The organism is Hartmannibacter diazotrophicus (assembly GCF_900231165.1).
Taxonomy (GTDB): Bacteria; Pseudomonadota; Alphaproteobacteria; order Rhizobiales; family Pleomorphomonadaceae; genus Hartmannibacter; species Hartmannibacter diazotrophicus.
Genome location: NZ_LT960614.1, coordinates 1,909,450 through 1,932,309, shown reverse-complemented (window position 1 = coordinate 1,932,309; position 22,860 = coordinate 1,909,450). Strand labels below are relative to the sequence as shown.

The window sequence follows — 22,860 nt, the reverse complement described above, 5'->3', positions numbered from 1 at the left end:
CAACCGTTCGATTGGAGTTCCCGCGCGTCATGGCCACCGAAACCATGGACAACCGTATCGCGCTGGTGACCGGTGCCTCGCGTGGCATCGGGCGTGCCATTGCCTTGGAGCTCGCCAAGGCTGGCCACCACGTCATCGCCGTGGCGCGCACGCAGGGCGGCCTTGAGGAACTTGACGACGAAATCCAGGCCGCCGGCGGCAGCGCCACGCTCGTTCCGATGGATCTCACCGACAGCCCGGCCATCGACCGGCTGGGTCTGACGGTCTACGAGCGCTACGGCCGGCTCGACGTTCTCGTCGGCAATGCCGGCGTCCTCGGGCCGCTCTCGCCGCTTGGCCATGTCGATCCCAAGCGCTGGGACGAGGTCATGCGGGTCAATATCGACGCCAACTGGCGCCTGATCCGCTCCTTCGACCCGCTGCTGCGGCAGTCGCCTGCGGGCCGCGCGGTCTTCGTCACCTCGGGCGCCGCGCACAAGTGCCGGGCCTACTGGGGGCCTTATGCGGTCTCCAAGGCGGCGCTCGAAGTCATGGTGCGTACCTATGCGGCGGAGAATGCTACGACGAGCAACGTGCGGGCCAACCTGCTCAATCCGGGCGCGCTGCGCACCCGCATGCGGGCGCAGGCCATGCCGGGCGAAGACCCGATGATCCTGAAAACGCCGGAAGACCTCGCGCCCTTCGTCCTTGAAATGGTGGCGCCGGAGCAGTCGCGCACGGGTTTGATCTACGACTTCCCGACCGACGAGTGGCTCGTGCCGCAGATGCCTCTGCCGGAAGAATGAGCCGATGCTGGTCTCCGGCTTTCGCACCGTGCGGCTTGAGGCCTATCCCCTCGCCCGCCCCGATTGCGAGCCGCTGCGGCACCTGACCGACGATCCGTCCATCACGGGAGCGATGGACGATCTGCCATCTCCCTTCACCAGTGACGACGCAATGGCGCTGATTGCAGCCAACGGCGCACCGTGGACCTTCTTTGGCCTGCACAACGGTTTCGCTCTGGTCGGCGTTGTTTGCGCACGCGAAGAGGGGACCGACATTGAAGTCGGCTACTGGATTGGCCACGACTATCGGGGCAAGGGTTACGCAACCGAAGCGCTGCGCGGCCTCTTGCACTGGCTCAAGGCCGACGCCCCGCGAGCACCGATCCACGCCGAATGCAGCCCCGACAATCTTGCGAGCAGCCACGTGCTGGAAAAATGCGGCTTTGCCCGGACCGATGAGCAAGGCAAGCGGAACGGCCGCATGATCTACCGGCTGGCCGGCTGATCAGTCCTTCTTCTCGAGCGTCTCCGTCGGGCCGCCGGCTGCCTTCCAGGCGTTATAGCCGCCACCGACATGGGCGACGTTCTCAAGCCCCATCTCGGCAGCCGCCTTCGTGGCAAGGGCCGACCGCCAGCCGCTGGCGCAATAAAAGACGAAGCGCTTGGGCTCGGCGAACAGCGTCTTGTGATAGGGGCTCTCGGGATCGATCCAGAATTCCAGCATGCCGCGCGGGCAATGAAAGGCACCCGGGATACGCCCTTCCCGTTCCAGTTCGCGCCGGTCCCGCAGGTCGACAAAGAGCACATCCTCCGCCCCGTGCAGCGCCATGGCGTCTTCCAGGGGCAGGGTTTCGATCAGCGCATTCGCCTCGTCGAGCAGTGCCTTGTATCCCTTTTTCATCGATCCCGTTCCTCCCCGCCCCAAATCACAGTTCGCGAAGATTACCACCCGACATCGTGGATGCCAGACGATTCCGCTGTCGCGGCAGCAGCCGGAGGATACGAAAACAGCCGGACACCATAGGCATCCGGCTGCAATTCAGTCCCGGCGATCAGCGCTCACGCGCCGACCGTTCCGTCCAGTCCGATCAGTGCAGGATCTGGCTGAGGAACAACTGGGTGCGCTCATGCTGCGGGTTGGAGAAGAACGCGTTCGGCTCGTTCTGCTCGACGATCTGACCGCGGTCCATGAAGATCACGCGGTTGGCGACCTGCCGGGCGAAGCCCATCTCGTGCGTGACGCAGAGCATGGTCATGCCCTCTTCGGCGAGGCCGATCATGGTGTCGAGCACCTCTTTTACCATCTCCGGGTCGAGCGCCGAGGTGGGCTCGTCGAAGAGCATGATCTTCGGGTTCATGCACAGCGAGCGGGCGATGGCCACGCGCTGCTGCTGGCCGCCGGACAGCTGGCCCGGATACTTGTTCGCCTGCTCGGGAATGCGCACGCGCTCCAGATAGGTCATGGCGATTTCCTCGGCCTGCTTCTTGGGCATCTTGCGAACCCAGATCGGCGCGAGGGTGCAGTTTTCAAGGATCGTCAGGTGCGGGAAGAGGTTGAAGTGCTGGAACACCATGCCGACCTCGCGCCGCACCTCCTCGATCTTCTTCAGATCGTTGGTGAGTTCGATGCCGTCGACGACGATCTTGCCCTTCTGGTGCTCTTCGAGGCGATTGATCGACCGGATCATGGTCGACTTGCCAGAGCCGGACGGACCGCAGATGACGATGCGCTCGCCGCGATAGACCGTCAGGTCAATATCGCGAAGAACGTGGAACTCGCCGTACCACTTGTTGACGCCGATCAGTTCGATCGCGACCTCGTTGCTGATCGTCATACCCGAGGGGGTTTCGGATGCCACGCTGCTCATAATTCGGTTCCCCTGCCTGATGGCGCAATTTAATGCTGGTCCGGATTTTCCGGATTTCTTGTCTCGGTTTCGAAGCCTGCGTGCAGCCGGGGCTCACCTTCGGCCCCGGATGCACGCTGCCGGTCCTATCGCTTGTGCCCGGTGTCGAGCCGCTGTTCCACGAACATGGAGTAGCGCGACATCGAGAAGCAGAAGATCCAGAAGACGAAGGCCGCGAAGATGTAGCCTGTCGCCGGCGTCACCGGGCTCGACCAGTTCGGATCCGTGAAGTTGAGCTGCACGATGCCGAGAAGGTCGAAGATGCCGATGATGAGCACGAGGCTCGTGTCCTTGAAGAGGGCGATGAAGCTGTTGACGATGCCGGGAATGACGATCTTCAGCGCCTGCGGCAGGATCACCAGATACATCGACTGCCAGTAGCCGAGCGCCATGGCCGCCGCGCCTTCATACTGCCCCTTCGGGATGGCCTGCAGACCACCGCGGATCACCTCGGCCATATAGGCGGAGGAGAAGAGCGCCACACCCACCAGCGCGCGAAGAAGCTTGTCGAAGTTCGTGCCGGGCGGCAGGAACAGCGGCAACATCACGCTCGACATGAAGAGAACGGTGATCAGCGGGACGCCGCGCCAGAACTCGATAAAGATCACCGACGCCGTCTTGATGACCGGCAATTTCGATTGTCGACCGAGTGCCAGCAGGATGCCGAGTGGCAGCGAGGCGGCGATGCCGGTGACCGCGACAACGAGGGTCACCAGAAGGCCGCCCCACAGCGCGGTTTCGACGGGCTCCAGACCGAAATAGCCTCCGGTCAGCAGGAAGAAGGCCAGGACCGGAAAGACCGCCAGCATGTAGACGGCGTTCAGCCCCTTGTACGGCACCTTCGGGATCGCGATCGGGATCAAGCCCGCGGCGAAGAGGATGAAGACCAGATTGACGCGCCAGCGCTCCGGATCGGGATAGCGACCGTAAATGAACTGGCCGAACTTCGCGCTGACAAAAGCCCAGCAGGCGCCCGCGCCCTCGACGACGCAGGCATCGCGGCCCTCGCCTTCCCAGACCGCGTGAAAGAACAGGAAGTTCAGGATCGGCGGTAGGTACCAGGCGACCAATAGACCGACAATGATCGTGGTCGCCGAGTTGGCCGGCGTGGCGAAGAGGTTCTGCCGGACCCAGGCGAGAGGTCCAATGGCATTGCCCGGCGGCGGAGACGGCGGAATTTCCGCCGTGCTGACATAGGAAATCGCTGAATTGGCCATGATTTACCGCTCCACCAGACGCATACGGCTATTGAACCAGTTCATGAACGTGGCCGTGGCCAGGCTGAAGACCAGATAGGTCGCCATCGTGATGATGATCACTTCGACGGCCTGCCCGGTCTGGTTCAGGACCGTTCCGGAAAAGACCGAAACGAGGTCGGGATATCCGATCGCGACCGCCAGCGAAGAGTTCTTGGTCAGGTTCAGATACTGGCTGGTGAGCGGAGGAATGATCACCCGCATTGCCTGCGGAATGATCACCAGCCGCGTCGTCAGTCCCGGGCGAAGGCCGAGGGCAAAGGCGGCCTCGGACTGGCCCCAGCTCACGGCCCTGATGCCCGCACGCACGATCTCGGCGATGTAGGTGGACGTATAGATGGTCAACCCGAGCAGCAAGGCGAGGAACTCGGGCTTCAGGGCGATGCCGCCCTGGAAATTGAAGCCCTTGAGAACCGGCGTCTCGATGGACATCGGCAGGCCCATGACCAGGAAGGCCAGGAGCGGCAGGCCGATTATGATGGCGAGCCCGACCCAGAATGTGTGGAAAGGCTGGCCGGTCGCCATCTGCCGCGCCTTCGCCCATCGCGCCACCAGGAATGTCGCGACAATGGCGATCACGAACGCGATCGTGACGACGGAGAACCCCTCCTCAGGAACGAAACGCGGGACGATCAGGCCGCGATTGCTGAGATTGGCGCCGAGCCAGCTGAATTCGATGCCCTGCTTGGGCGAGGGAAGCAGCGCCAGGACGGCCTTGTACCAGAAGAGAAGCTGGAGCAGGACCGGGACATTGCGGAAGATCTCGACGTAGACGGTGGCGACCTTGCGCAAGAGCCAGTTCGGCGACAGGCGCGCGATGCCCATCACGAAGCCGACGATGGTGGCGAAGAAGATGCCGAGAACGGCGATCAGCAGGGTGTTCAGCAGGCCGACGAGATAGGCGTCGCCGTAGCTCGAATCCGAGGAGTAATCGATGAGCGACTGGGAAACTTCGAACCCGGCCCTGTTCTCCAGAAAGCCGAAGCCGGACGCGATGTTCGCGCGCTGCAGATTGGCAATCGTGTTGGAGATGATGTCGTAGGCACCCCAAACGATCAGGATTGCCATAAGTGCTTGAAAGATATACCCGCGGATAACCGGGTCATAGACGAAGGCCGGCAGAGCGGCTCCTCGTGAACGGGTTTGGCCCGCATCGTCCTGGACAGCCATGGCTCACCATCCCGGCCGTTCTTGACGGCCTCTTGCAGCGAAGGAACGCTCCGGCAAAAGCTTGTCCGCGCGCTCCGCTACGTGAGTGAGCGCCAGACAGTCTTACCAGACCCTACAGGCTCCCCACCCTGCCACCGCATCGGGCATACAGGGCGGACCTGCCTTTGAGGGACAACCCGATATCGACACGACACCCGCCAGGCTCCGCTTCATCGAGCGCAACCGGTAGCAGACGGCCGATATCGGGCCTGTCGCTTCAGCCTTCGATCAGCGGATCGGCGGCGCGTACTGCAGACCACCCTCGGTCCACAGCGCATTCAGTCCGCGGGCGATTCCGAGCGGGGTGTTCTTGCCCACATTGCGCTCGAAGATCTCGCCGTAGTTTCCGACGCCCTTGATGACCTTGACGGCCCAGTCGGCGTCGAGGCCGATGGATTCGCCGAAGTTGCCATCAACGCCGAGCAGGCGCTTGACGTTCGGATTTTCGGAGGACTTCATTTCCTCGACGTTCGCCTGGGTAATGCCCATTTCCTCGGCATTGAGCAGCGCGTAGTAGACCCACTTGGCAATGGCGAACCACTGTTCGTCGCCCTGGCGGACGGACGGGCCAAGCGGCTCCTTGGAGATGATCTCCGGGAGAACCATATGGTTGTCCGGGTTGGACATCGTCAGGCGGATGGCATAGAGGCCCGAGGAGTCCGTCGTGTAGACGTCGCAACGGCCGCTGTCATAGGCGGCGTTGACCTCGTCGAGCTTCTCGAACACGACCGGATTGAAGGTCATGCCGCTGGCCTTGAAGTAGTCCGTCAGGTTGAGTTCGGTCGTCGTGCCCTGCTGGACACAGACCGAAGCGCCGTCGAGATCCTTGGCCGAGGTGACGCCAAGCGACTTCGGAACCATGAAGCCCTGGCCGTCGTAGTAGGTCACGCCAGCGAAGACGATACCCATCTGGGTGTCGCGCGACATGGTCCACGTGGTGTTGCGCGACAGAACGTCGATTTCACCGGACTGCAGCGCGGTGAAGCGCTCCTTGGCGGAAAGCGGCGAGAACTTGACGGCCTTCGGATCGCCGAAGACGGCGGAGGCGACGGCGCGGCAGTAGTCCACGTCCAGACCAGTCCAATCGCCCTTGTCGTCCGGGTTGGAGAAACCGGCAAGTCCGGTGCTCACGCCGCACTGCACGAAACCCTTCTTCTTGACATCGTCAAGCGTCGTGGCGTGCACAGCGGACGCGGCGACCGTAGCCAGTACTGCGCCCGCGAGGACCGGAAGAAACCTGCTTTTCATTGAAATGCCCCTGTACCAGGTTTGACTGTTGATGTCGTTGGCGTTCGCGCCTGCCGCTTCTTGTTGCGCGGCTTCAAATCGGGCGCGTTCAGGCCTTAAATGCCTGCGCTTTACGACTACAGGCCAATTCCCGGTGACGGTCAAGCCCTTATTGAAACCATGAATGACCGCAAAATAGGCTGATCAATCATCGTCCACATGCACCATCCGGGATGGGACCTCCGCCCTTTTTTCTGTGTTTTCCGTTACCTGCCAGCGAGCGCATGGTGGCTCTGCGGATTTGCCAACCGCCCGGGCGTTTGCTCAATTTGCACAAAAAAATGACACGAATGACCGTTGATGATGGCCACAAAGCATGGTTGTTGGCTCGTGTCGCCTGCTTCGGGCGCGCCTTGCCGGCCGCCAAGGACCAGCTCTTCTTCCCTGCAACCGGACCCAGACATGAGCCAGCAACCGGACCATTCCAATCTCGACATCATGACCCGCCTTGCCCATGAGGGTCGCCATCCCGACCAGCAGTTCGGTTTCGTCAATCCGCCCGTCATCCACGGCTCAACGGTCCTTTATCCCGATCTCGAGACAATGCAGGCCGGAGGACAGCCCTACACCTACGGGCGGCGCGGCAATCCGACCTCCCGGAGCCTGGAAGAGGCGCTGACGGAACTGGAAGGCGGCGCCGGGTCGGTGCTGCTGCCATCGGGCCTTGCCGCCTGCTCGACGGCGCTCCTGTCCGTCCTGAATTCCGGCGATCATCTGCTGATGATCGACAGCGTCTACGAACCCGTCCGCCATCTCTGCGATACGGTCCTCGTGCGCATGGGCATCACGACGACCTACTACGATCCGCTGATCGGGGCCGACATCAGCAGCCTCATCACGCCGCAGACACGAGCGATCTATGTCGAGGCGCCGGGCTCGCTCACGTTCGAAATGCCCGATATCGCCGCGATCGTCGCGGCCGCCAAGACGGCCGGCCTGCGGCTCCTGATGGACAACACCTGGGCAACGCCCGTCTTCTTCCGTCCGCTGGACCACGGTTTTGACCTTTCGATCTCCGCCGGGACGAAATATCTCGTCGGCCATTCGGATGCGATCTTCGGCTCGGTAACGGCCAATGCCGAGGCGTTCGGCCCGCTCAAGGAGACGCATGGATCCCTTGGCCTCTGCGCCAGCCCGGATGACATCTTCCTTGCCCTGCGGGGCCTCAGGACGCTCGGCGTGCGTCTGCAGCGACATCAGGACAGCGCGCTCAAGGTTGCCCGCTGGCTCACCGGCCGGCCCGAGGTCAAGCGGGTGCTGCATCCGGCCCTGCCCGGCCATCCCGGCCATGCGCTCTGGGCCAGGGACTTCACGGGCTCGAGCGGTCTCTTTTCCTTCGTGACGGAGGAGGCCCCCTTCGCGGCGGTCAAGGCGCTTCTGAACGGGCTCAAGCTCTTCGGGCTCGGCTATTCCTGGGGCGGATTTGAAAGCCTGGCCATCCTCTCGAAGCCGGCCAGGATCCGCACGGCCAGCGAATGGACCGAAAAGGGCCATCTCATTCGCCTGCATATCGGACTGGAGGATGCCGGCGACCTGATCGCCGATCTGGAGGCCGGTCTGGATCGCTTCAGCGCGGCGACTTGATCAAGCGCGCCGCTCGCCAACGTCGACCGCCAACGCCGCTCTGCCATTGCCGGCACACGGCAAGGTCGCCGAGCGGTTGGCGGCGGCAGGAACAGAGGGCCAGAAATGGATAAGGCGCGGCTCCGCGGGCCGCGCCTTATGAATTCCCCGTATGTCCCGGCGGGACATCCCTGCCGCTTTATTTTTGATGATTTTTATTTTGCAGCAATCGCGACGGTTTCAAAACCGCCGAGCAAATAGGCGAGTACCAGTACGCTGCCGAGAGCAACCACCGTCCAGGTCGTTACTCCCCAGCAGGATTTCTGAACGTTATCGTCCATGAGATCTTGCTCCATCACTCCGGTCTTTGTGTTAACGCATGCGGTGCGCACATTGCCTCGCTGCCACCGCATTTGTGACCGTAGACAGCTTTCGTTTAGTCGCCTCCGCTCTGCAGTGCAAGAGCCGTTTTTGGGGGCGGCTATGCAGAAACTGCAGGGATTAGGTAAAGAATTTATTAATTTCAGGGAATTGCCGTCCTCTGACCGTCTTCGCCCTCAACCACTTTTTTGCCACGTTGACGCCACAAATTGATCTTTCGCGTAAACCTTTGTGGCAAAGTGGTCCTCCGGCAGCCAAACAGATGAACAATTATGAAGGGAGAAACCGGAACCGTGAAAACCGTTGCTCCTCATCAGACGGCTTTACAGACATGACCGACGCGGCGCATTCCCTACCCTGAATCAGTCAATTGGCCTCTGGCAGCTGCGCACGGGCAGTAGAGTTCCATCCCCGAGCCGACAACCCTGCGTGGACAGTCCAGCCCGGCCCATTGCCCCTCCCGTCAGCCTTGCCGCACCGACAAGCGAAAGCGCCATCGTGTCCAGTCTTCAGTCCTTTTCCACAATCGACCTCATCGCCGGCGTCTGGTTCGCCGGCATCTGGCTCTTCTTCTCGCTTGTTGTGGAAGGCGCCCGATTCGGCTCGCATTCGCTGTCGAGCAACATGAACCGGCAGCGGGCGGAGTGGATCAGGCGCGCCGCGGCGCGGGACCTCAGGATGATCGACACCAGCATCATCTCGGGCCTGCAGAACGGCACGGCCTTCTTCGCCTCGACGTCGCTTCTGGCGCTCGGCGGCTGCTTTGCCCTGCTCAACTCCACCGACAGGGTGATCGAGGTGGTCCGCGACCTGCCGCTCCCGATCAACGTCAGCCAGCAGAACTGGGAAGTGAAGGTCATGGGCCTCCTGCTGATGTATGCCTATGCCTTCTTCAAGTTCGGCTGGGCCTACCGCCTCTTCAACTACTGCTCGATCCTCGTCGGCGCCCTGCCGCCCAAGGAACTGGTGGGCAGCGAGGAAATGCAACAAGCCATCGATCGCGCGGCGACGTTCAACATCCTCGCCGGACGGCACTTCAACCGCGGGCTCAGGGCCTTTTTCCTGTCGATCGGCTATCTCGGCTGGTTCGCAGGCGGCACCAGCCTGATCGTCACGTCGACGCTTGTGCTTGTCGTCCTGCTGCGCCGGCAGTATTTCTCCCGCGCCGCAAAAGCGTTGCGGTCATAAGGCTCCCACGCTGCCGAGCCTGCCTTTACCGGAGATTACCCGACGTGTCCGATGCTCCCCATGTTTCCGACGGCGCCATCGCCGAGGCGATCCTCGACCTGATGACGGCGACGGGCCGCTCGATCAGCCCGGACGATGTCGCAAGGCGGCTTGCAGGGTCGGATTCGGCGAAATGGCGGCTGCTGGCAGGCCGCATCCGGGCGCAGGCGGTGGTTCTCGCGAAATCGGGGCAGATCGTCATCCTGCGCAAAGGCAAGCCGGTCGATCCATCGGGGTTCAAGGGCGTCTACCGGCTCGACCTGCCGAGCCGTCATCCGACCTGACCGGCCCTGCCCTTTCCTATCAATCCGTTCCGGCGGCCGTGACCAGTCACGGCTGGAGGTCGCCGGGGCCGGGGAACAGGGCGTCGGTGTAGCCCGCAATGTAATAGGCGACCAGGCCGATCCACTCCTTGGCGGCGATATCGGTCAACGTCAGACCATCGGATGCGTAATAGCCGCCGAGGATCGTGTCGCGCGGGCTTGTGCGGAAGTCGACCGGATAGGCCACGAGGCCGGGCCAGCCGGCCTTGCGGAAAACACCCATCGATCTGGGAATGTGCCAGGCCGAGGTGACGAGCAGCCAGGTTTCCCCCGGCTTCGGGTTCACCATGCTCTTGGAAAAGATGCCATTTTCCCGCGTGTTGCGCGAGGCGGATTCGATTTCGAGCCGCGAGGGCTCGACACCGAGTTGCAGCAGCAGCTTCTTTGCAAAGACCGCCTCGGGCGTGTCGTCGCCGATGAAGACACCCGACCCTCCGGTGAAGAGGACGCGCGCGTCGGGAAATTGCCGCGCCAGTTCGGCGCCGGCGATCAGGCGTTCGGAGCCTTCGTCCATCTCGATGCTGCCGCGGGCGCTGGACAGTTCCGCCTTGATCGCACCGCCGAGCACGATGATGCCGGTCGGCGCCTTGTCCAGCTCATGGATCTGCGGAAACCGGTTCTCCAGCGGCGAAAGACCGAGAAACGAAACGCCGCCCCAGCCGCAAAGCACCAGCAGAACGAGGCTCATGAAGGACAGCGTACCGCCGAGCCGCATCCGGCCGCGCATACGCAGGATTGTCCCGCCCAGCAGGAGCAGGACGATGAAATTCGAGGGCCTCAGGAACAGAAAAATGAACTTCGAGAAGAAAAAGAACATCCGGAATATCCGAGCTGGGACGTCGGCGTGGCCAATGGGCCCGCCGATAGACAATCCGGCCGGTGCCCGACCCATACGTCGGACCATCGTGGATCAACGCAATACCCTTATGACAACGTCGCCGGATGCGCCATCGGTGCTGGCCGGGCGGCCAGACCGCTCGTGACTTCAATCGCCGGTCGCCGCGTCCCCTGCCCGGTCTATTCCGGAGCCAGCATGTGCCCGTCGACGTTGCCGATCTTGCCCTTGTAGGACACCTCGCACCAGCGCTGGTCGAGAAGCTGGCGCTGCATCTTCGCGCCGCCGAACTGCCACGCACCGAAGGGAAACTCCGGCCGGCACCAGCGCATGACGATGCCCTTGCCACCCGCCGGGATCGTGCCGACGACCGAAGCGCCGTCCTGCATGGCCGACCGCATCGGAACGCCCGACGGCGCGCTGAAGGTCGCATACTTCATGTCGTAAGGGCTGGGAGACTCGGCTCTCGCGGTGATCTGCCCGATTGCTCCAATCACAGCCGCTCCAACAGCCGCCGCCGCGATCAGACGCCCGAGCTGCCGGCGCCACGCACGAAACTCGCTCATCTCGACGTCTCGCCTCTTCTTCTTGAACTCACCTGCCCTGCGGCCGTCATGCCTCCGGTCGCAGGGTTTGACGCGTGGAATCGGTCTGCAAGGACCTTTACGCGATCTCGCCGGAATTGTTGACGATCTTGCCGGCGAGGCCGTATTCGATCGCCTCTTCCGGACCCATCCAGTAGTCGCGGTCGGTGTCCTTGGAGATGCGCTCCAGGGGCTGGCCGGTCGCCGCGGCGAAGATCTTGTTGAGGCGGTCGCGCATCTTGATGATCTCGCGGGCCTGGATCTCGATGTCGGTCGCCTGACCGCCGGCGCCGCCGGACGGTTGATGCAGCAGGAAGCGCGTGTTCGGCGTGCAGAAGCGGCGCTCCTTGGGTACCGAAACGTAGATCAGCGCGCCGGCGCTGGCGACCCAGCCGGTGCCGAGGATGTTCACCGGCGCCGGAACGAAGCGGATCATGTCGTGGATCATGTCGCCCGATTCGACGTGGCCGCCGGGCGAGGAAACGATCACGGTGATCGGATCGGACGAGGCCTGCGACAGCGCCAGAAGACGCGAGGTGACGTCGCGCGCCAGTTCCTGGGTGATGGAACCGGTGATCAGCACCGTGCGCGACTGAAAGAGATACTTGTCGACCTGGGGCGCGGCTTCCTTGGCCTTCTCGGTCTTCTCGTCTTCCTCGTCATCGAGCCGCGACATGAGGTTTTCAGGATAACCCTTGGAAATCATGAGATTCACTTCACCCATTGGTCGGCCTGGCCGGATCGCCGCTCGGCGGCGTTTCCCGATCAGGCTAGATAAGCCGCATGTCCTTGCCTCGGCCGGCCGCCAATCGCAGGGCGCCAGTCCGGGGCGAAAGATGGAGCCGCAGCCACATGCGAAGCATGCAACCGGCGACGCCCGGCGCGGACACTAGCCTACTTTGTTCGCGGACGGCAACCGAAAGCGGGCATGCGCTCGACACAGCCTTTCCTTTGTCTTGTTCAGGACCTTGAGCGCCGCGCTCACGCTCGCGTGGCGACGGATCCCCTGATCCGCACGCTTGTCGGAAATTCCGTCTGCCCGGGCATCGCGTCGGAGATTCCGATAAGCTTCAACAACCACTTGGCGGCGGCAGCCCCCATCTCCCGGCCGGGCTGGGCGACCGTCGTCAACGGCGGATCGAGCAAGGCGGCGGAGGGGACATCGTCGAATCCCGCGATGGAAAGATCGTCGGGCAGCCTCAGCCCTTCTTCGCGGCAACGGCGAATGAGGCCCATGGCCATCAGGTCGTTGGCGCAAAGAACCGCCGTTGGACGTGATCCCCGTGATGATTCTGCGAGGAGCTGCCGTCCGGCCTCGTAGCCGCTCGCCTCGGTGTAGTCGCCCTGAACGTAGGTGACGGTGTCGGGGTCGATACCCGCGAAGGCGAAGGCCTCGCGATAGCCGGCCAGTCTCTGCTCGCTGGTCCAGAGTCTCGGCGGACCGGTGATGACCGCGACGTCGCGGTGGCCGGCCTCGATCACATGCCGGGCGACATCACGAGCGCCATCCCTGTTGGCGGCGTTGATGAAGGGAATGTCGACGCCGGGGAGGCGTTCGTCGACGAACACCACGGCACCCTTGCGGGCAAGTTCCAGAAAGGACGGACTCGGCAAACCCGTGCCTGACAGATAGACGACGCCGTCGAGCCTCTGGGTGCGAAGGACCTTGGCATAGTAATCCTCGCGCTCGGCGCTTGCCCCGGTCATGCAGAGGACGAGCAGCACATCGGCATCGCCGAGGCCATCCTGAACCCCCTCGGCGACGGCGGCGAAGAACGGATTGCCGAGGTCCGGGACGATGAAGCCGATGGACGAGATGCGTCCGCGCTTCAGGCTGCGGGCCGAATTGTTGGGCTCAAAGCCGATCTCGGCAATGCAGGCCTCGACCCTGCGACGCGTTTCGGCCGCGACCGTGCTGCCGCCATTGATCACCGCGCTCACGGTGCCGATGGAGACGCCCGCCGTACGTGCGACATCCCGGATGGTGATCTTCTTCCGGCTCTTGCCCTTGCCGCCCTCAACCGCCATTCCGGCTCCCCGGGTTCATTGCTCGCCTGCCCACAGAGGACGCGAAGACGCCACATCAAGGGGCCAACATTCCCGTCCAACGCTTATTTGCACATCAGCGAGCCCGCGAAAAGTGTCCGCATCTGCCTTGCCTCGACAGCACTGGAACGATGACCCACCGCGAAGTGTCCGTTTTCATTATTGAAACAGTTCATTTCCGACCTCAAGGGCAGCGATGGCGCCCTTCCCGCCGAAAAATTTTGCACTCTGCCCAAAACATCCCCTTGAAACTTGAACCGGTTCAATTCAAGCTGCCTTCAATCCGAAACGGTTCAAGCCGCGACACGGCCGAGCCGGACAAGACCTGAGACTGGGGTGTGACGTGTCAAAGAAGAAAATCCTGCTGATCGGCGAAACCTGGATGAGTTCCGCAACCCACTACAAGGGCTTCGACCAGTTCGGCAGCGTAACCTTCCATTCGGGCGCGGAGCCGCTGCTCAAGGCCCTGTCCGACAGCGACTACGACGTCCGGCAGATGCCGGCGCACGAAGCCGTGGAGGCCCTGCCCTTCTCGCTCGACGGCCTGCAGGAGTATGACGCGCTCCTTCTGTCCGACGTCGGCTCCAACTCCCTGCTGCTGCATCCGCAGGTCTGGCTGCACGGAAATCCGGTCGTCAACCGGCTGAAACTGCTTGAGGCCTATGTGGCGGCAGGCGGCGCGCTGGCGATGTTCGGCGGCTATTTCAGCTTCCAGGGCATCGACGGCAAGGCGCGCTGGCGGGCAACGCCCGTCGAGCGGACGCTGCCGGTGGAATGCCTGCCTTACGACGACCGGCTGGAAATCCCCGAGGGCTTCACCCCGGATTTCGTCAAGCCCGATCACGCCATCCTCGCCGGACTTCCTGGCGAATGGCCGTTGCTACTCGGCGCCAACGAAGTCCGCGTCAAGCGCAGCCCGGACGTCGATGTGATCGCCCAGCTTCCCGAGGAGGAAGGCAGCCATCCGCTGCTCGTGACGGGACGCTACGGCAACGGGCGGACGCTTGCCTGGACCTCGGACATCGGCCCGCACTGGCTGCCGAATGCCTTTGTCGAATGGTCCGGCTACCGGCAGCTCTGGATCAACATGCTGGACTGGCTGACGGCGAAGGCCTGATGCCCCGAATTTTGCCGGCAGGTTCTGCCGGCGGCACGAACGCGATCGCCCGGGTTCCACAGGAATTGACCCGGGCGGCCGCCAGGACCGGCCATCCGCAAAAGGGGGCGGCCCTGCACATCGGATAAACACAAGAGGGGAACTTCAATGGCACTTATCAAGACACTGACCCGTTCCGCCGCCACACTGGCGCTCGCCGCGGGCCTCGGCGCGTTCGCCGCCGGTTCCGCGATGGCCGACACGCTGGCCCTCGTGACGATCAACCAGCAGGCGCTGTTCTTCAACCAGATCAATGACGGCGCCAAGGAAGCCGCCAAGGCCGCCGGCGTCGATCTCGTGATCTTCAACGCCAACAACGTGCCGTCGGCCCAGAACGACGCCATCGAGACCTACATCACCCAGAAGGTCGACGGCATCATCCTCGTCGCCATCGACGTCAACGGCGTGAAGCCGGCGATCACCGAGGCCAAGAAGGCCGGCATCCCGGTCGTCGCCATCGACGCCCAGATTCCGGACGGCGACAACGCCGCCTTCATCGGCGTCGACAACACGGCCGCCGGCGAGGAAATCGGCAAGTTCTACGCCGACTACGTCAAGACGGAGATGGGCGGCACGGCCAAGATCGGCGTCATCGGCGCACTCAACTCCTTCATCCAGAACCAGCGTCTCGACGGCTTCAAGAAGGCCGTTGCCGACAGCGGCGCGAACGTGACCTTCGTCGACACGGTCGATGGCCAAAACGTGCAGGACGTGGCGCTGGGCGCGGCTGAAAACCTGATGACCGCCAACCCCGACATGACGACGCTCTACGCCACCGGCGAACCGGCCCTCATCGGCGCGGTTTCCGCCGTCGACAGCCAGGGCCGCACCGGCGACGTCAAGGTCTTCGGCTGGGATCTGACCGCCCAGGCCGTCAAGGGCATCGACGAGGGCTGGGTCACCGCCGTCGTCCAGCAGGACCCGGCCGGCGAAGGCAAGGCCGCCGTCGAGGCGCTCGTCAAGCTCAAGAAGGGCGAGAGCATCGAGCCGGTCATCAACATCCCGGTGACCATCGTCACCAAGGACAACGTCGACCAGTTCCGGGGCATGTTCCAGTAAGCCCTGAGGCCAAGGTTCACGATGCGGCTTGACGTCCCCTGCGCACCGCGTCGAACTGCCGGTACGGGCGGCCTCCCGCCTGTACCGGCCCTTGTACCAAGAGAACCGGAGCGAGACCGATGACCCTGCCCCCGCCCCGGGTCAAGATGACCGGGATTTCCAAGCGTTACGGCCCGATCAACACGCTGGACAACGTCTCCCTGACGTTGGCGCCCGGCGAGGTGCTCGGACTTGTCGGCGACAACGGCGCCGGCAAGTCCACCCTCAGCAAGGTGCTTTCCGGTGCCGTGATCCCGGATTCGGGAACGATCGAGATCGACGGCCAGGCGGTTGCCTTCTCCTCGCCGGCCGATGCCCGCGAGCGTCACGTCGAGATGGTCTACCAGGACCTCTCGCTCTGCGACACGATCGATGTCGCCGGCAATCTCTTCCTTGGCCGCGAGCCGCGCCGCCGCATTGCCGGCGTCTCCCTGCTCGACAAGAAGCGCATGCATGACGAGGCCCGCGACATGCTGGACCGGCTCGGCATCGTCATTCCGGACACCCGCGCGAAGGTGGAGAACCTTTCCGGCGGCCAGCGCCAGTCCATCGCCATCGGCCGGGCCGCATCCTTCGAGCCGCTGGTGCTGATCATGGACGAGCCGACGGCGGCGCTTGCCGTCGCCGAGGTCGAAGCGGTGCTCGACCTCATCCGCACCGTCAGCGCACGGGGCGTCGGCGTGATCCTCATCACGCACCGGCTTCAGGATCTTTTCCTCGTCTGCGACCGCATCCAGGTCATGTACGAGGGCCGCAACGTCGCCGAGCGCAAGACCTCGGAAACCAACATCGAGGAGGTCGTCGACCTCATCGTTGGCCACAAGTTCCAGGCTCGCTCGGCTGGCTCCGCTGGTCCGGCAACCGTGGGAGACGCCCCATGACCGCCCCCGCCCGCCCCGTCAACATGCACGCCAACGGCACCGAGCGGGTGCGCAAGGCGACCTGGCGCGACTGGATCATGGCCAACGGTTCGGTCGTCTCCATCGCCGTTTTCTTCGCGGCCTGCTGCCTGCTCTTCACACTTGTCACCCAGAACTTCCTGACGAGCCCCAACATTCTCAACGTCATCCGCCAATCGGCTCCGTTGCTGATTTCGGCGGCGGCCATGACCTTCGTCATCACGACGGGCGGCATCGACCTTTCGATCGGCTCCATCCTCGCGCTGGTTGCCTCGCTCTCCGCCGCGCTGCTGCAACTCGGCGTGCCGTGGCCGCTGGTCATCGTGCTGATGCTCGCCTGCGGCGGCCTCATCGGCGCCTTCCAGGGCTTCTTCATCGCCTATGAGGGCATTCCGGCCTTCATCGTCACGCTCGCCGGCTTGTCGGTGGTGCGCGGCGTCGCCCTGCTGATCACCGGCGGTTACTCGATCCCGATCGATTCCGGCAGCCCCTTCGTGGTGATCGGCCGCGCCTGGGTCTTCGGCCTGCCGCTGCCGGCGATCATCGCGGTGGCGATGCTGGTGATCGCATGGATCGTCTTCAACGAGGCTCGTTTCGGACGCTATGTCACCGGCATCGGCGCCAATGCCGAGGCCGTGCGCAGGGCCGGCATCGATACTCGCCGCACGACCCTGATGGTCTATGTCATCTCCGGCATGGCGGCGGCGCTCTCCGGCATCATCCTCGCCGGCCGCCTCGGCTCGGGGTCGTCGAACTCCGGACAGGGGTTCGAGCTGGAGGTCATCGCGGCGGTCGTGCTCGGCGGCACCAGCCTCTTTGGCGGGCGCGGCACGATTATCGGAACGGTGCTCGGGGCGCTGACGGTGGCGGTCCTCGGCAACGGCCTGATCCTGGCCCACATGTCGCCATTCCTGACGCCCATTGTCACCGGCTCGATCATCCTCATCGCCATCTGGCTCAACTTCCGCCTCTTCCGGGGCGCGATCCGGACACGGTGAAGACGATGGCGAGCGAAAGGCACACGATCGGCGTTTCCAGCGGTCAGGTGATGACCGTGCGCGGCCCGATCCCGGTCTCGCAGATGGGTGTCACGCTGATGCACGAGCATCTGATGCTCGACGGTGCCAAGTCGTGGAAATGCCCCTGTCACCCGGACGAGCGGGCCATTGCCGAGCAGCCGGTCTCGATCGAGATCATCGGCGAATTGCGGATGAACCCCTACATGAACCGGGACAACGTCACCCTCGGCGACGTCGATCTGGCGCTCGGGGAAATCGGCCGCTTCGCCAAGCTCGGCGGCAACACGGTCGTCGATCCGACCAACATCGGCATCGGCCGCGATCCGGAAGCGCTCCTGCGCATCGCCAAGATGAGCGGCCTCAACGTCGTCATGGGCTCGGGCTTCTATCTCGAATTCAGTCACCCGGAATGGCTGAAGAAGATGGACGTCGACGCGGTGACGGAGTTCCTCGTCAACGACGTCGGCGGCGGAGACGAACAGCCGAAGATCATGGCCGGCATCATCGGCGAAGTCGGCGTCAGCAAGGATTTCACGGTGGAAGAGCGCAAGTCGCTGAAGGCCTCGGCCCGCGCCTCGGCGATCACCGGCGTGCCGCTCTCGATCCACCTGCCCGGCTGGGAGCGGCTGGCCCACGAGGTGCTGGACATCGTGGAAGCGGAGGGTGCGTCGCTTGCCAACACCGTGCTCTGCCACATGAACCCGAGCCATAACGACCTGCCCTACCAGAAGAGCCTGGCGGAACGCGGCGCCTTTCTCGAATACGACATGATCGGCATGGACTACTATTATGCCGACCAGGATGCGCAGTCGCCGTCGGACGAAGAGAATGCCCGGGCCATCGCGGCGCTCGTCGAGGCCGGCTATCTCGACAAGCTTCTGTTGTCACAAGACGTTTTCCTGAAAATCATGCTGACGCGCTATGGCGGCTTCGGCTATGCCTATATCCAGCGCCATTTCATTCCCCGACTGAAGCGTCATGGCGTGCCTCAGGAGGCCATCGACCGGATGATGACGACCAATCCGGCGCGGGTCTTCTCGCCGGCCGGCTAAAACCGGCCGGGCCACATCGCGTTGACGTCGTCGCGGAGTTCCCCCGGTGCTGCATGTCGTCGGCAACGCGTGTCTTGACACGACCTTTCGCCTCGCCCGCCATCCGCGCGCAGGCGAGACCCTCAATGCGGAAAGCGCCTCGCGCGACTATGGCGGCAAGGGTCTCAACCAGGCCGTGGCGGCGGTCAGAAGCGGGGCGGAGACGATGTTCTGGACCGCCGTCGGCGTCGATGCGGCCGGCGACGACATCGCGGCGCTGATCGAGATCGAGTTCGCCGACCTTGCCAGCATCACCCGCCTTCCTCATGCGACCGACCAGTCGGCCATCCTCGTTTCGGTCGAGGATGGCGACAACCGGATCGTCACGGCGGCGGCCTGCGCGGAAACCTACGATCCGCTCGTGATGACCGATCTCGCCACGCGTCTGCGTCCGGGCGATATCCTGCTGATGCAAGGCAATCTTTCGACGGAACGAACCATCGCATGCCTTGAAGCGGCAAGGCGCGCCGGCGCGCGCGCCCTTCTCAATCCGAGCCCGATCGCGACTATGGCAGCCATGCCGTTGGCTCTCGTCGATGTTCTTGTTCTCAACCGGCCCGAGGCGGAGGCGCTGACGGGAGAGAGCGACCCCGCACGCGCCGGCCAGGAGTTGATCAAGCGCGGCGCCGGATCTGTCGTCATCACGCTGGGAGCGGCGGGCGTCATCCACGTCACCGCTGCGGGCAGCATGTCTGTCGAGGCGTCCTCCGTCGAGGCTGTCGACACCAGCGGCGCGGGCGATGTCTTTTGCGGCGTCCTCGCGGGCCTGATGGCGCAGGGTCGGACCATCGGGGATAGTCTTCCATTTGCCGCCACTGCCGCCTCGATGTCGGTGCAACGGCCAGGAACGCACGCCTCCTGCCCGTCACGGACCGAACTGAGGGAGCTTCTGGACCTGACGGCCTGATCTTTTATTCTTGCGCATTTCCGGACGGGAAACCGGTATCCACTTTCCCTGAAAATGCTTTAGTCCTTCCTCAAGGATGCCGCCGCCTCGCGCCAGTTGAGCCGATCGGTCAGAAGCCTGACGAGCATACCGGCCGCGTTTTCGACAGGACCGCTGTTGTCGATCTTCACGACCTCGCAGGCTTCAAGGGCGACTGGAACGTTGCGCGCAAGGCGGGCCGCGATGGCCTCCCGCGTCTCGCGTCCACGCTGTGACAATCGCTCGGCGAGCACATCCACGGACGCCGTAACCTCGACGACGAGCGCGTGCGGATAACGCGCCTCGATGTCCGGGAGCACGCGGCGGGACACATTCGCCACCACCACCTGCCCTTCGGCGATGCGCTTGTCGATCTCGGCGGGCAATCCATAATGGAGACCATGCGCCGCCCAGGAGAGTGCAAAAGCCCCTTTTTTTTCGGCAGCCTCGAAGGCCTCGGGGGTCATCGTCGCATGATCCTCGCTTGCCAGGTCGACGTCACGCGTGATGACTCGGCGGACGAAATGGATTCGGCCGTCTTCGCGGAACTGGTCGCGCGCGCGACGGATCAGCGTGTCCTTGCCGGCGCCGCTCGGCCCGACGATGGCAACGAAGACTCCGCCTTCACGTCGCATGCCGCCGCATTTCGGCCGATCCTCGAGAATGTGATCTTCGCCGGTCATGCGACGCGGCGTCCTTCGCGCCAGACGGTGCGAACGACAGGCACAGCGTCTTCGGCCCGCACGCGCACGAGATCGGCGCGCAGGCCCGGCGCGATGCAGCCCCGGTCATCGAGGCCGACCGCCTCGGCGGGCTTGCGCGTCACCATCGCCACCGACTGCGGCAGGGAGATGCCATCCATCCTGTCCGCCATGAAGAAGGCGGCCTGGATGAGGCTGAAGGGGATATAGTCCGACGACAGGATGTCGAGCAGCCCTTCGCGCGCAAGTTCGCCGGCCGAGACGTTGCCGGAATGAGAGCCGCCGCGGATGACGTTCGGCGCGCCCATGAGGACGGCAAGGCCCGCCGCGCCGGACGCTCTGGCGGCGTCCAGTGTCGTCGGGAACTCGGCAATCCTGATGTCCCGGGCCACGGACTCCTCCACATGCTCCAGCGTTGCATCGTCGTGGCTGGCAAGAACGATGCCCCGCGCCTTGCAGGCAGCGGCAATCGCATCGCGGTTCACTGAGGCATAGCGCTGCGACTGTTCAATGCGCTTTTCCGTGAACGCCCGGAAGGCCTCGTCGGAGAGTTTCAGTTTCGACTGATAGTAGGTGGCATAGGTTTCAAAATTGACGAACTGGCGCTGGCCCGGCGCGTGATCCATCAGCGAGGCCAGCTTGACGCGATCATCTTCAGCGAAGAAGGTGTAGTCTTCCTGGCAGTTTGGCGCTGAAACTTCACATCGAAGATGAAGATAGTGGTCGGCCCGCAGCCGCCCCTTGTCGACCGCCGTCTCAATGCCGTCGGCCAGCGCGCGAAGGTCCTCGCCGGTGAAGAACGTATCCTCGTCGCGCCCAAGCCGTAGCGCGTCGAGCACCGTGGTGATCCCGGCGGTTGCGACCTGTGCGTCGTGAGCGAGGATCGCGGCGTCGAGATTCCAGCGCACCTTGGGTCGGGGCTGGATGTGGCTTTCCAGATGATCGGTGTGAAGCTCGACGAGACCGGGGATGACATAGTCTCCCTCCATGTCCTCGCCGATCCCCGACGGACCGGCGGCGACATCGGCGATCCGGCCATCGCGGATGACGATCGCGCCTTCAAGGACTTCGTCGGCCAATACGATCCTGGCATTGCGGAGAATGGTCTCGCTGGACATCAGGCCCTCGTTGTCGTGCCGTCTTGGGAAAAGGCGAAATAGCTGTGCATGCGGAATGGCGCGTTCGGCTCCGGTTCGACACAGAGCGCAAGGCCTGCGACCGGAATGGGTGCGGAAAGGGCCTTCGAAAACTGCTCGTCGAGCGCCCGGGAGACCTCATCGAAGTCTTTTTCGGCAACCGGACCCGTCAGCGTCATGTGAAAGCGGAAGGTGTCGAAGACGTAAGGGTAACCCCAGCGCTGCAGGTTGCCGAGTTCCGCCCGGCCGCTCAGCGTCTCGCTGCGCCGCTCGATCTCCGCATCGGAAAGAGGCGCGCGAAAGGGCTCGAATGTGCCGACGACGTCGCCGGCCATCCGGTCAAGCTCGGCTTCCGTCTCCGCGGGACGCAGGGCAAAGAAGTTCTTCAATCGCTCGATCTCCAGCCGCTGGATCGAGAAAGGCCGCGTCCGGGCCGCGAAGGCCGTTGCCTCGGCGACGAGATCGGCCTCCGTTGCCCCGTCCGCAAGGCGGAACGGCGCCTTCAACGTCGCGTGGAAACCGTAGCGCCTTGGAACCGCGCGGAAAAAGGCAATGCGCGCCGGATCCATCGCGTCGAGCGCCGGGGTCTCGACATCCTCTCCGGTGAAAGGATCGCGGCCGAACCATTCGGCGGCCCGGCGCGTGAGAGCGTGGTCCTTTGGCGGCAGGTAGTAGAGCGCATAGCGCCACGACGCGCCGGCCGCCGGACCTTGCGCTGCCGAGGCCGGCTGGTGCGGACCGGTTCTCATGCCACCGCCCTTCCGGGCGCGAAGGCCGCGACGTCGATGACGACGTCGGCCACCGCGTCACGCACGTCCTTGTCGTGGAAAATGCCGAGCATGGCGACGCCAGCCGCTTTCTTTTCCTCGATAAGGCCGATGACGACCGCGCGGTTCTCGGCATCGAGCGAGGCCGTCGGCTCGTCGAGGAGCAGGATCGGATGATCGGTGATGAAGCCCCGGGCGATGTTCACCCGCTGCTGCTCGCCGCCGGAAAAAGTGGCCGGCGGCAGGGACCAGAGATGTTCAGGCAGGTTCAGACGGCTCAGCAGCGTCCGCGCCCTGTCGCGCGCCACGTCCTTGTCCTCGCCGCGCTCGACCAGCGGCTCGGCGGCGACATCGACAGCCGAGACCCGTGGCACAGCGCGGAGGAACTGGCTGACATAGCCGATCGTGTCGCGGCGGACCGCCAGGATCGTGCGCGGATCGGCAGTCGCGATATCCACGAGCCCGCCGCCATGGCGGACGATGATCTGGCCCTCGTCGACGCCATAGTTGCCGTAGACCATCTTGAGGATGGAGCTCTTGCCGACGCCGGATGGCCCGCCGAGGACCGCGCATTGGCCAGCTTCAAGCGAAAAGGACGCGCCGGAAATCACCGGCAGCGTCACCCCGCCGCGCAGGTGCATGACGAAGCTCTTGCCGATTTCGGAGACGACGAGCGGAACGGGCAT

25 protein-coding genes are annotated in these 22,860 nt (G+C 63.9%); 11 read left to right on the top strand and 14 right to left on the bottom strand.

Translation table 11 applies throughout. The features are described 5' to 3' along the window. Positions 1-29 precede the first annotated feature (29 nt). Positions 30-785, top strand: a complete 756-nt coding sequence (locus HDIA_RS09015; protein WP_099555864.1) for an SDR family NAD(P)-dependent oxidoreductase — start codon at positions 30-32, stop codon at positions 783-785. Positions 786-789: 4 nt separating this feature from the next. Continuing rightward, on the top strand, positions 790-1,269 hold the full coding sequence (locus HDIA_RS09010; RefSeq protein ID WP_099555863.1) for a GNAT family N-acetyltransferase: 480 nt from the start codon (positions 790-792) through the stop codon (positions 1,267-1,269). Here the strand turns inward: HDIA_RS09010 and HDIA_RS09005 are convergent, their stop codons facing one another. From HDIA_RS09005 to HDIA_RS08985, 5 genes are all read right to left on the bottom strand, one after another. Continuing rightward, positions 1,270-1,665 carry a rhodanese-like domain-containing protein gene (locus tag HDIA_RS09005; protein WP_099555862.1) on the bottom strand — a complete coding sequence of 132 codons (396 nt, stop codon included), beginning with the start codon at positions 1,663-1,665 and terminating at the stop codon, positions 1,270-1,272. Between the two features lie 187 nt (positions 1,666-1,852). Next, positions 1,853-2,632: an amino acid ABC transporter ATP-binding protein gene (locus HDIA_RS09000; protein WP_099555861.1), complete on the bottom strand. Its 780-nt coding sequence runs from the start codon at positions 2,630-2,632 to the stop codon at positions 1,853-1,855. A 125-nt stretch (positions 2,633-2,757) separates the two neighbouring features. After that, positions 2,758-3,888, bottom strand: coding sequence for an amino acid ABC transporter permease (locus HDIA_RS08995; protein ID WP_099555860.1), 1,131 nt, complete (start codon positions 3,886-3,888; stop codon positions 2,758-2,760). Between the two features lie 3 nt (positions 3,889-3,891). Beyond that, entirely contained in the window at positions 3,892-5,097 is a 1,206-nt protein-coding gene (locus HDIA_RS08990; RefSeq protein ID WP_099555859.1) for an amino acid ABC transporter permease, read from the bottom strand. 267 nt (positions 5,098-5,364) lie between these two features. Continuing rightward, on the bottom strand, positions 5,365-6,384 hold the full coding sequence (locus HDIA_RS08985) for an amino acid ABC transporter substrate-binding protein (protein WP_099555858.1): 1,020 nt from the start codon (positions 6,382-6,384) through the stop codon (positions 5,365-5,367). A 441-nt stretch (positions 6,385-6,825) separates the two neighbouring features. On the opposite strand from HDIA_RS08985, the gene metC reads away from it, so the two are divergent. Continuing rightward, positions 6,826-8,007: a cystathionine beta-lyase gene (gene metC, locus HDIA_RS08980; protein ID WP_099555857.1), complete on the top strand. Its 1,182-nt coding sequence runs from the start codon at positions 6,826-6,828 to the stop codon at positions 8,005-8,007. Between the two features lie 194 nt (positions 8,008-8,201). Here the strand turns inward: metC and HDIA_RS25965 are convergent, their stop codons facing one another. Continuing rightward, on the bottom strand, positions 8,202-8,327 hold the full coding sequence (locus tag HDIA_RS25965; protein ID WP_281259986.1) for a hypothetical protein: 126 nt from the start codon (positions 8,325-8,327) through the stop codon (positions 8,202-8,204). A gap of 538 nt (positions 8,328-8,865) precedes the next feature. Between HDIA_RS25965 and HDIA_RS08975 the strand changes: the two genes are divergently transcribed. Both HDIA_RS08975 and HDIA_RS08970 read left to right on the top strand, forming a co-directional pair. Beyond that, positions 8,866-9,555 (top strand): DUF599 domain-containing protein, encoded by a 690-nt coding sequence (locus tag HDIA_RS08975; RefSeq protein ID WP_099555856.1) that lies wholly within the window; start codon positions 8,866-8,868, stop codon positions 9,553-9,555. A gap of 44 nt (positions 9,556-9,599) precedes the next feature. Next, entirely contained in the window at positions 9,600-9,878 is a 279-nt protein-coding gene (locus tag HDIA_RS08970) for a DUF3253 domain-containing protein (protein ID WP_245884213.1), read from the top strand. 46 nt (positions 9,879-9,924) lie between these two features. Here HDIA_RS08970 and HDIA_RS08965 read toward each other — a convergent pair whose 3' ends face one another. The 4 genes from HDIA_RS08965 to HDIA_RS08950 form a co-directional block, all read right to left on the bottom strand. After that, complete coding sequence (locus HDIA_RS08965; RefSeq protein WP_099555855.1) at positions 9,925-10,734, bottom strand: YdcF family protein; 810 nt, start codon at positions 10,732-10,734, stop codon at positions 9,925-9,927. A 200-nt stretch (positions 10,735-10,934) separates the two neighbouring features. Then, positions 10,935-11,318, bottom strand: coding sequence for a hypothetical protein (locus HDIA_RS08960; RefSeq protein ID WP_157775441.1), 384 nt, complete (start codon positions 11,316-11,318; stop codon positions 10,935-10,937). Between the two features lie 97 nt (positions 11,319-11,415). Beyond that, positions 11,416-12,012 carry an ATP-dependent Clp protease proteolytic subunit gene (locus tag HDIA_RS08955; RefSeq protein WP_173796304.1) on the bottom strand — a complete coding sequence of 199 codons (597 nt, stop codon included), beginning with the start codon at positions 12,010-12,012 and terminating at the stop codon, positions 11,416-11,418. Positions 12,013-12,317: 305 nt separating this feature from the next. Further along, the gene (locus HDIA_RS08950) at positions 12,318-13,364 is read right to left on the bottom strand and encodes a LacI family DNA-binding transcriptional regulator (protein ID WP_099555853.1); all 1,047 of its coding nucleotides are present in this window, start codon (positions 13,362-13,364) and stop codon (positions 12,318-12,320) included. Between the two features lie 361 nt (positions 13,365-13,725). Here HDIA_RS08950 and HDIA_RS08945 point away from each other — a divergent pair, with 361 nt between their 5' ends. The 6 genes from HDIA_RS08945 (at position 13,726) to HDIA_RS08920 (ending at position 19,552) form a co-directional block, all read left to right on the top strand. Beyond that, the gene (locus HDIA_RS08945) at positions 13,726-14,499 is read left to right on the top strand and encodes a glutamine amidotransferase (RefSeq protein WP_099555852.1); all 774 of its coding nucleotides are present in this window, start codon (positions 13,726-13,728) and stop codon (positions 14,497-14,499) included. A gap of 147 nt (positions 14,500-14,646) precedes the next feature. Next, complete coding sequence (locus HDIA_RS08940; protein WP_099555851.1) at positions 14,647-15,597, top strand: ABC transporter substrate-binding protein; 951 nt, start codon at positions 14,647-14,649, stop codon at positions 15,595-15,597. 119 nt (positions 15,598-15,716) lie between these two features. Beyond that, positions 15,717-16,517 carry an ATP-binding cassette domain-containing protein gene (locus tag HDIA_RS08935; protein ID WP_162292624.1) on the top strand — a complete coding sequence of 267 codons (801 nt, stop codon included), beginning with the start codon at positions 15,717-15,719 and terminating at the stop codon, positions 16,515-16,517. A gap of 23 nt (positions 16,518-16,540) precedes the next feature. Next, positions 16,541-17,533 carry an ABC transporter permease gene (locus HDIA_RS08930; RefSeq protein ID WP_425432944.1) on the top strand — a complete coding sequence of 331 codons (993 nt, stop codon included), beginning with the start codon at positions 16,541-16,543 and terminating at the stop codon, positions 17,531-17,533. Between the two features lie 5 nt (positions 17,534-17,538). After that, entirely contained in the window at positions 17,539-18,606 is a 1,068-nt protein-coding gene (locus tag HDIA_RS08925; protein WP_099558790.1) for a phosphotriesterase family protein, read from the top strand. A gap of 46 nt (positions 18,607-18,652) precedes the next feature. Beyond that, positions 18,653-19,552 (top strand): ribokinase, encoded by a 900-nt coding sequence (locus HDIA_RS08920; protein WP_099555849.1) that lies wholly within the window; start codon positions 18,653-18,655, stop codon positions 19,550-19,552. 59 nt (positions 19,553-19,611) lie between these two features. On the opposite strand, the gene phnN is transcribed toward HDIA_RS08920, so the two are convergent. Genes phnN through phnL form a run of 4 tightly spaced genes read right to left on the bottom strand, consistent with a single transcriptional unit; the run spans position 19,612 to position 22,860 of the window. Then, positions 19,612-20,205 (bottom strand): phosphonate metabolism protein/1,5-bisphosphokinase (PRPP-forming) PhnN, encoded by a 594-nt coding sequence (gene phnN, locus HDIA_RS08915; protein WP_425432943.1) that lies wholly within the window; start codon positions 20,203-20,205, stop codon positions 19,612-19,614. Between the two features lie 44 nt (positions 20,206-20,249). Next, positions 20,250-21,389 (bottom strand): alpha-D-ribose 1-methylphosphonate 5-triphosphate diphosphatase, encoded by a 1,140-nt coding sequence (locus HDIA_RS08910; RefSeq protein ID WP_099555847.1) that lies wholly within the window; start codon positions 21,387-21,389, stop codon positions 20,250-20,252. Next, positions 21,389-22,156 (bottom strand): DUF1045 domain-containing protein, encoded by a 768-nt coding sequence (locus HDIA_RS08905; protein ID WP_099555846.1) that lies wholly within the window; start codon positions 22,154-22,156, stop codon positions 21,389-21,391. The genes HDIA_RS08910 and HDIA_RS08905 overlap by 1 nt, the downstream gene beginning before the upstream one ends. Continuing rightward, positions 22,153-22,860 (bottom strand): phosphonate C-P lyase system protein PhnL, encoded by a 708-nt coding sequence (phnL, locus tag HDIA_RS08900; protein WP_099555845.1) that lies wholly within the window; start codon positions 22,858-22,860, stop codon positions 22,153-22,155. The genes HDIA_RS08905 and phnL overlap by 4 nt, the downstream gene beginning before the upstream one ends.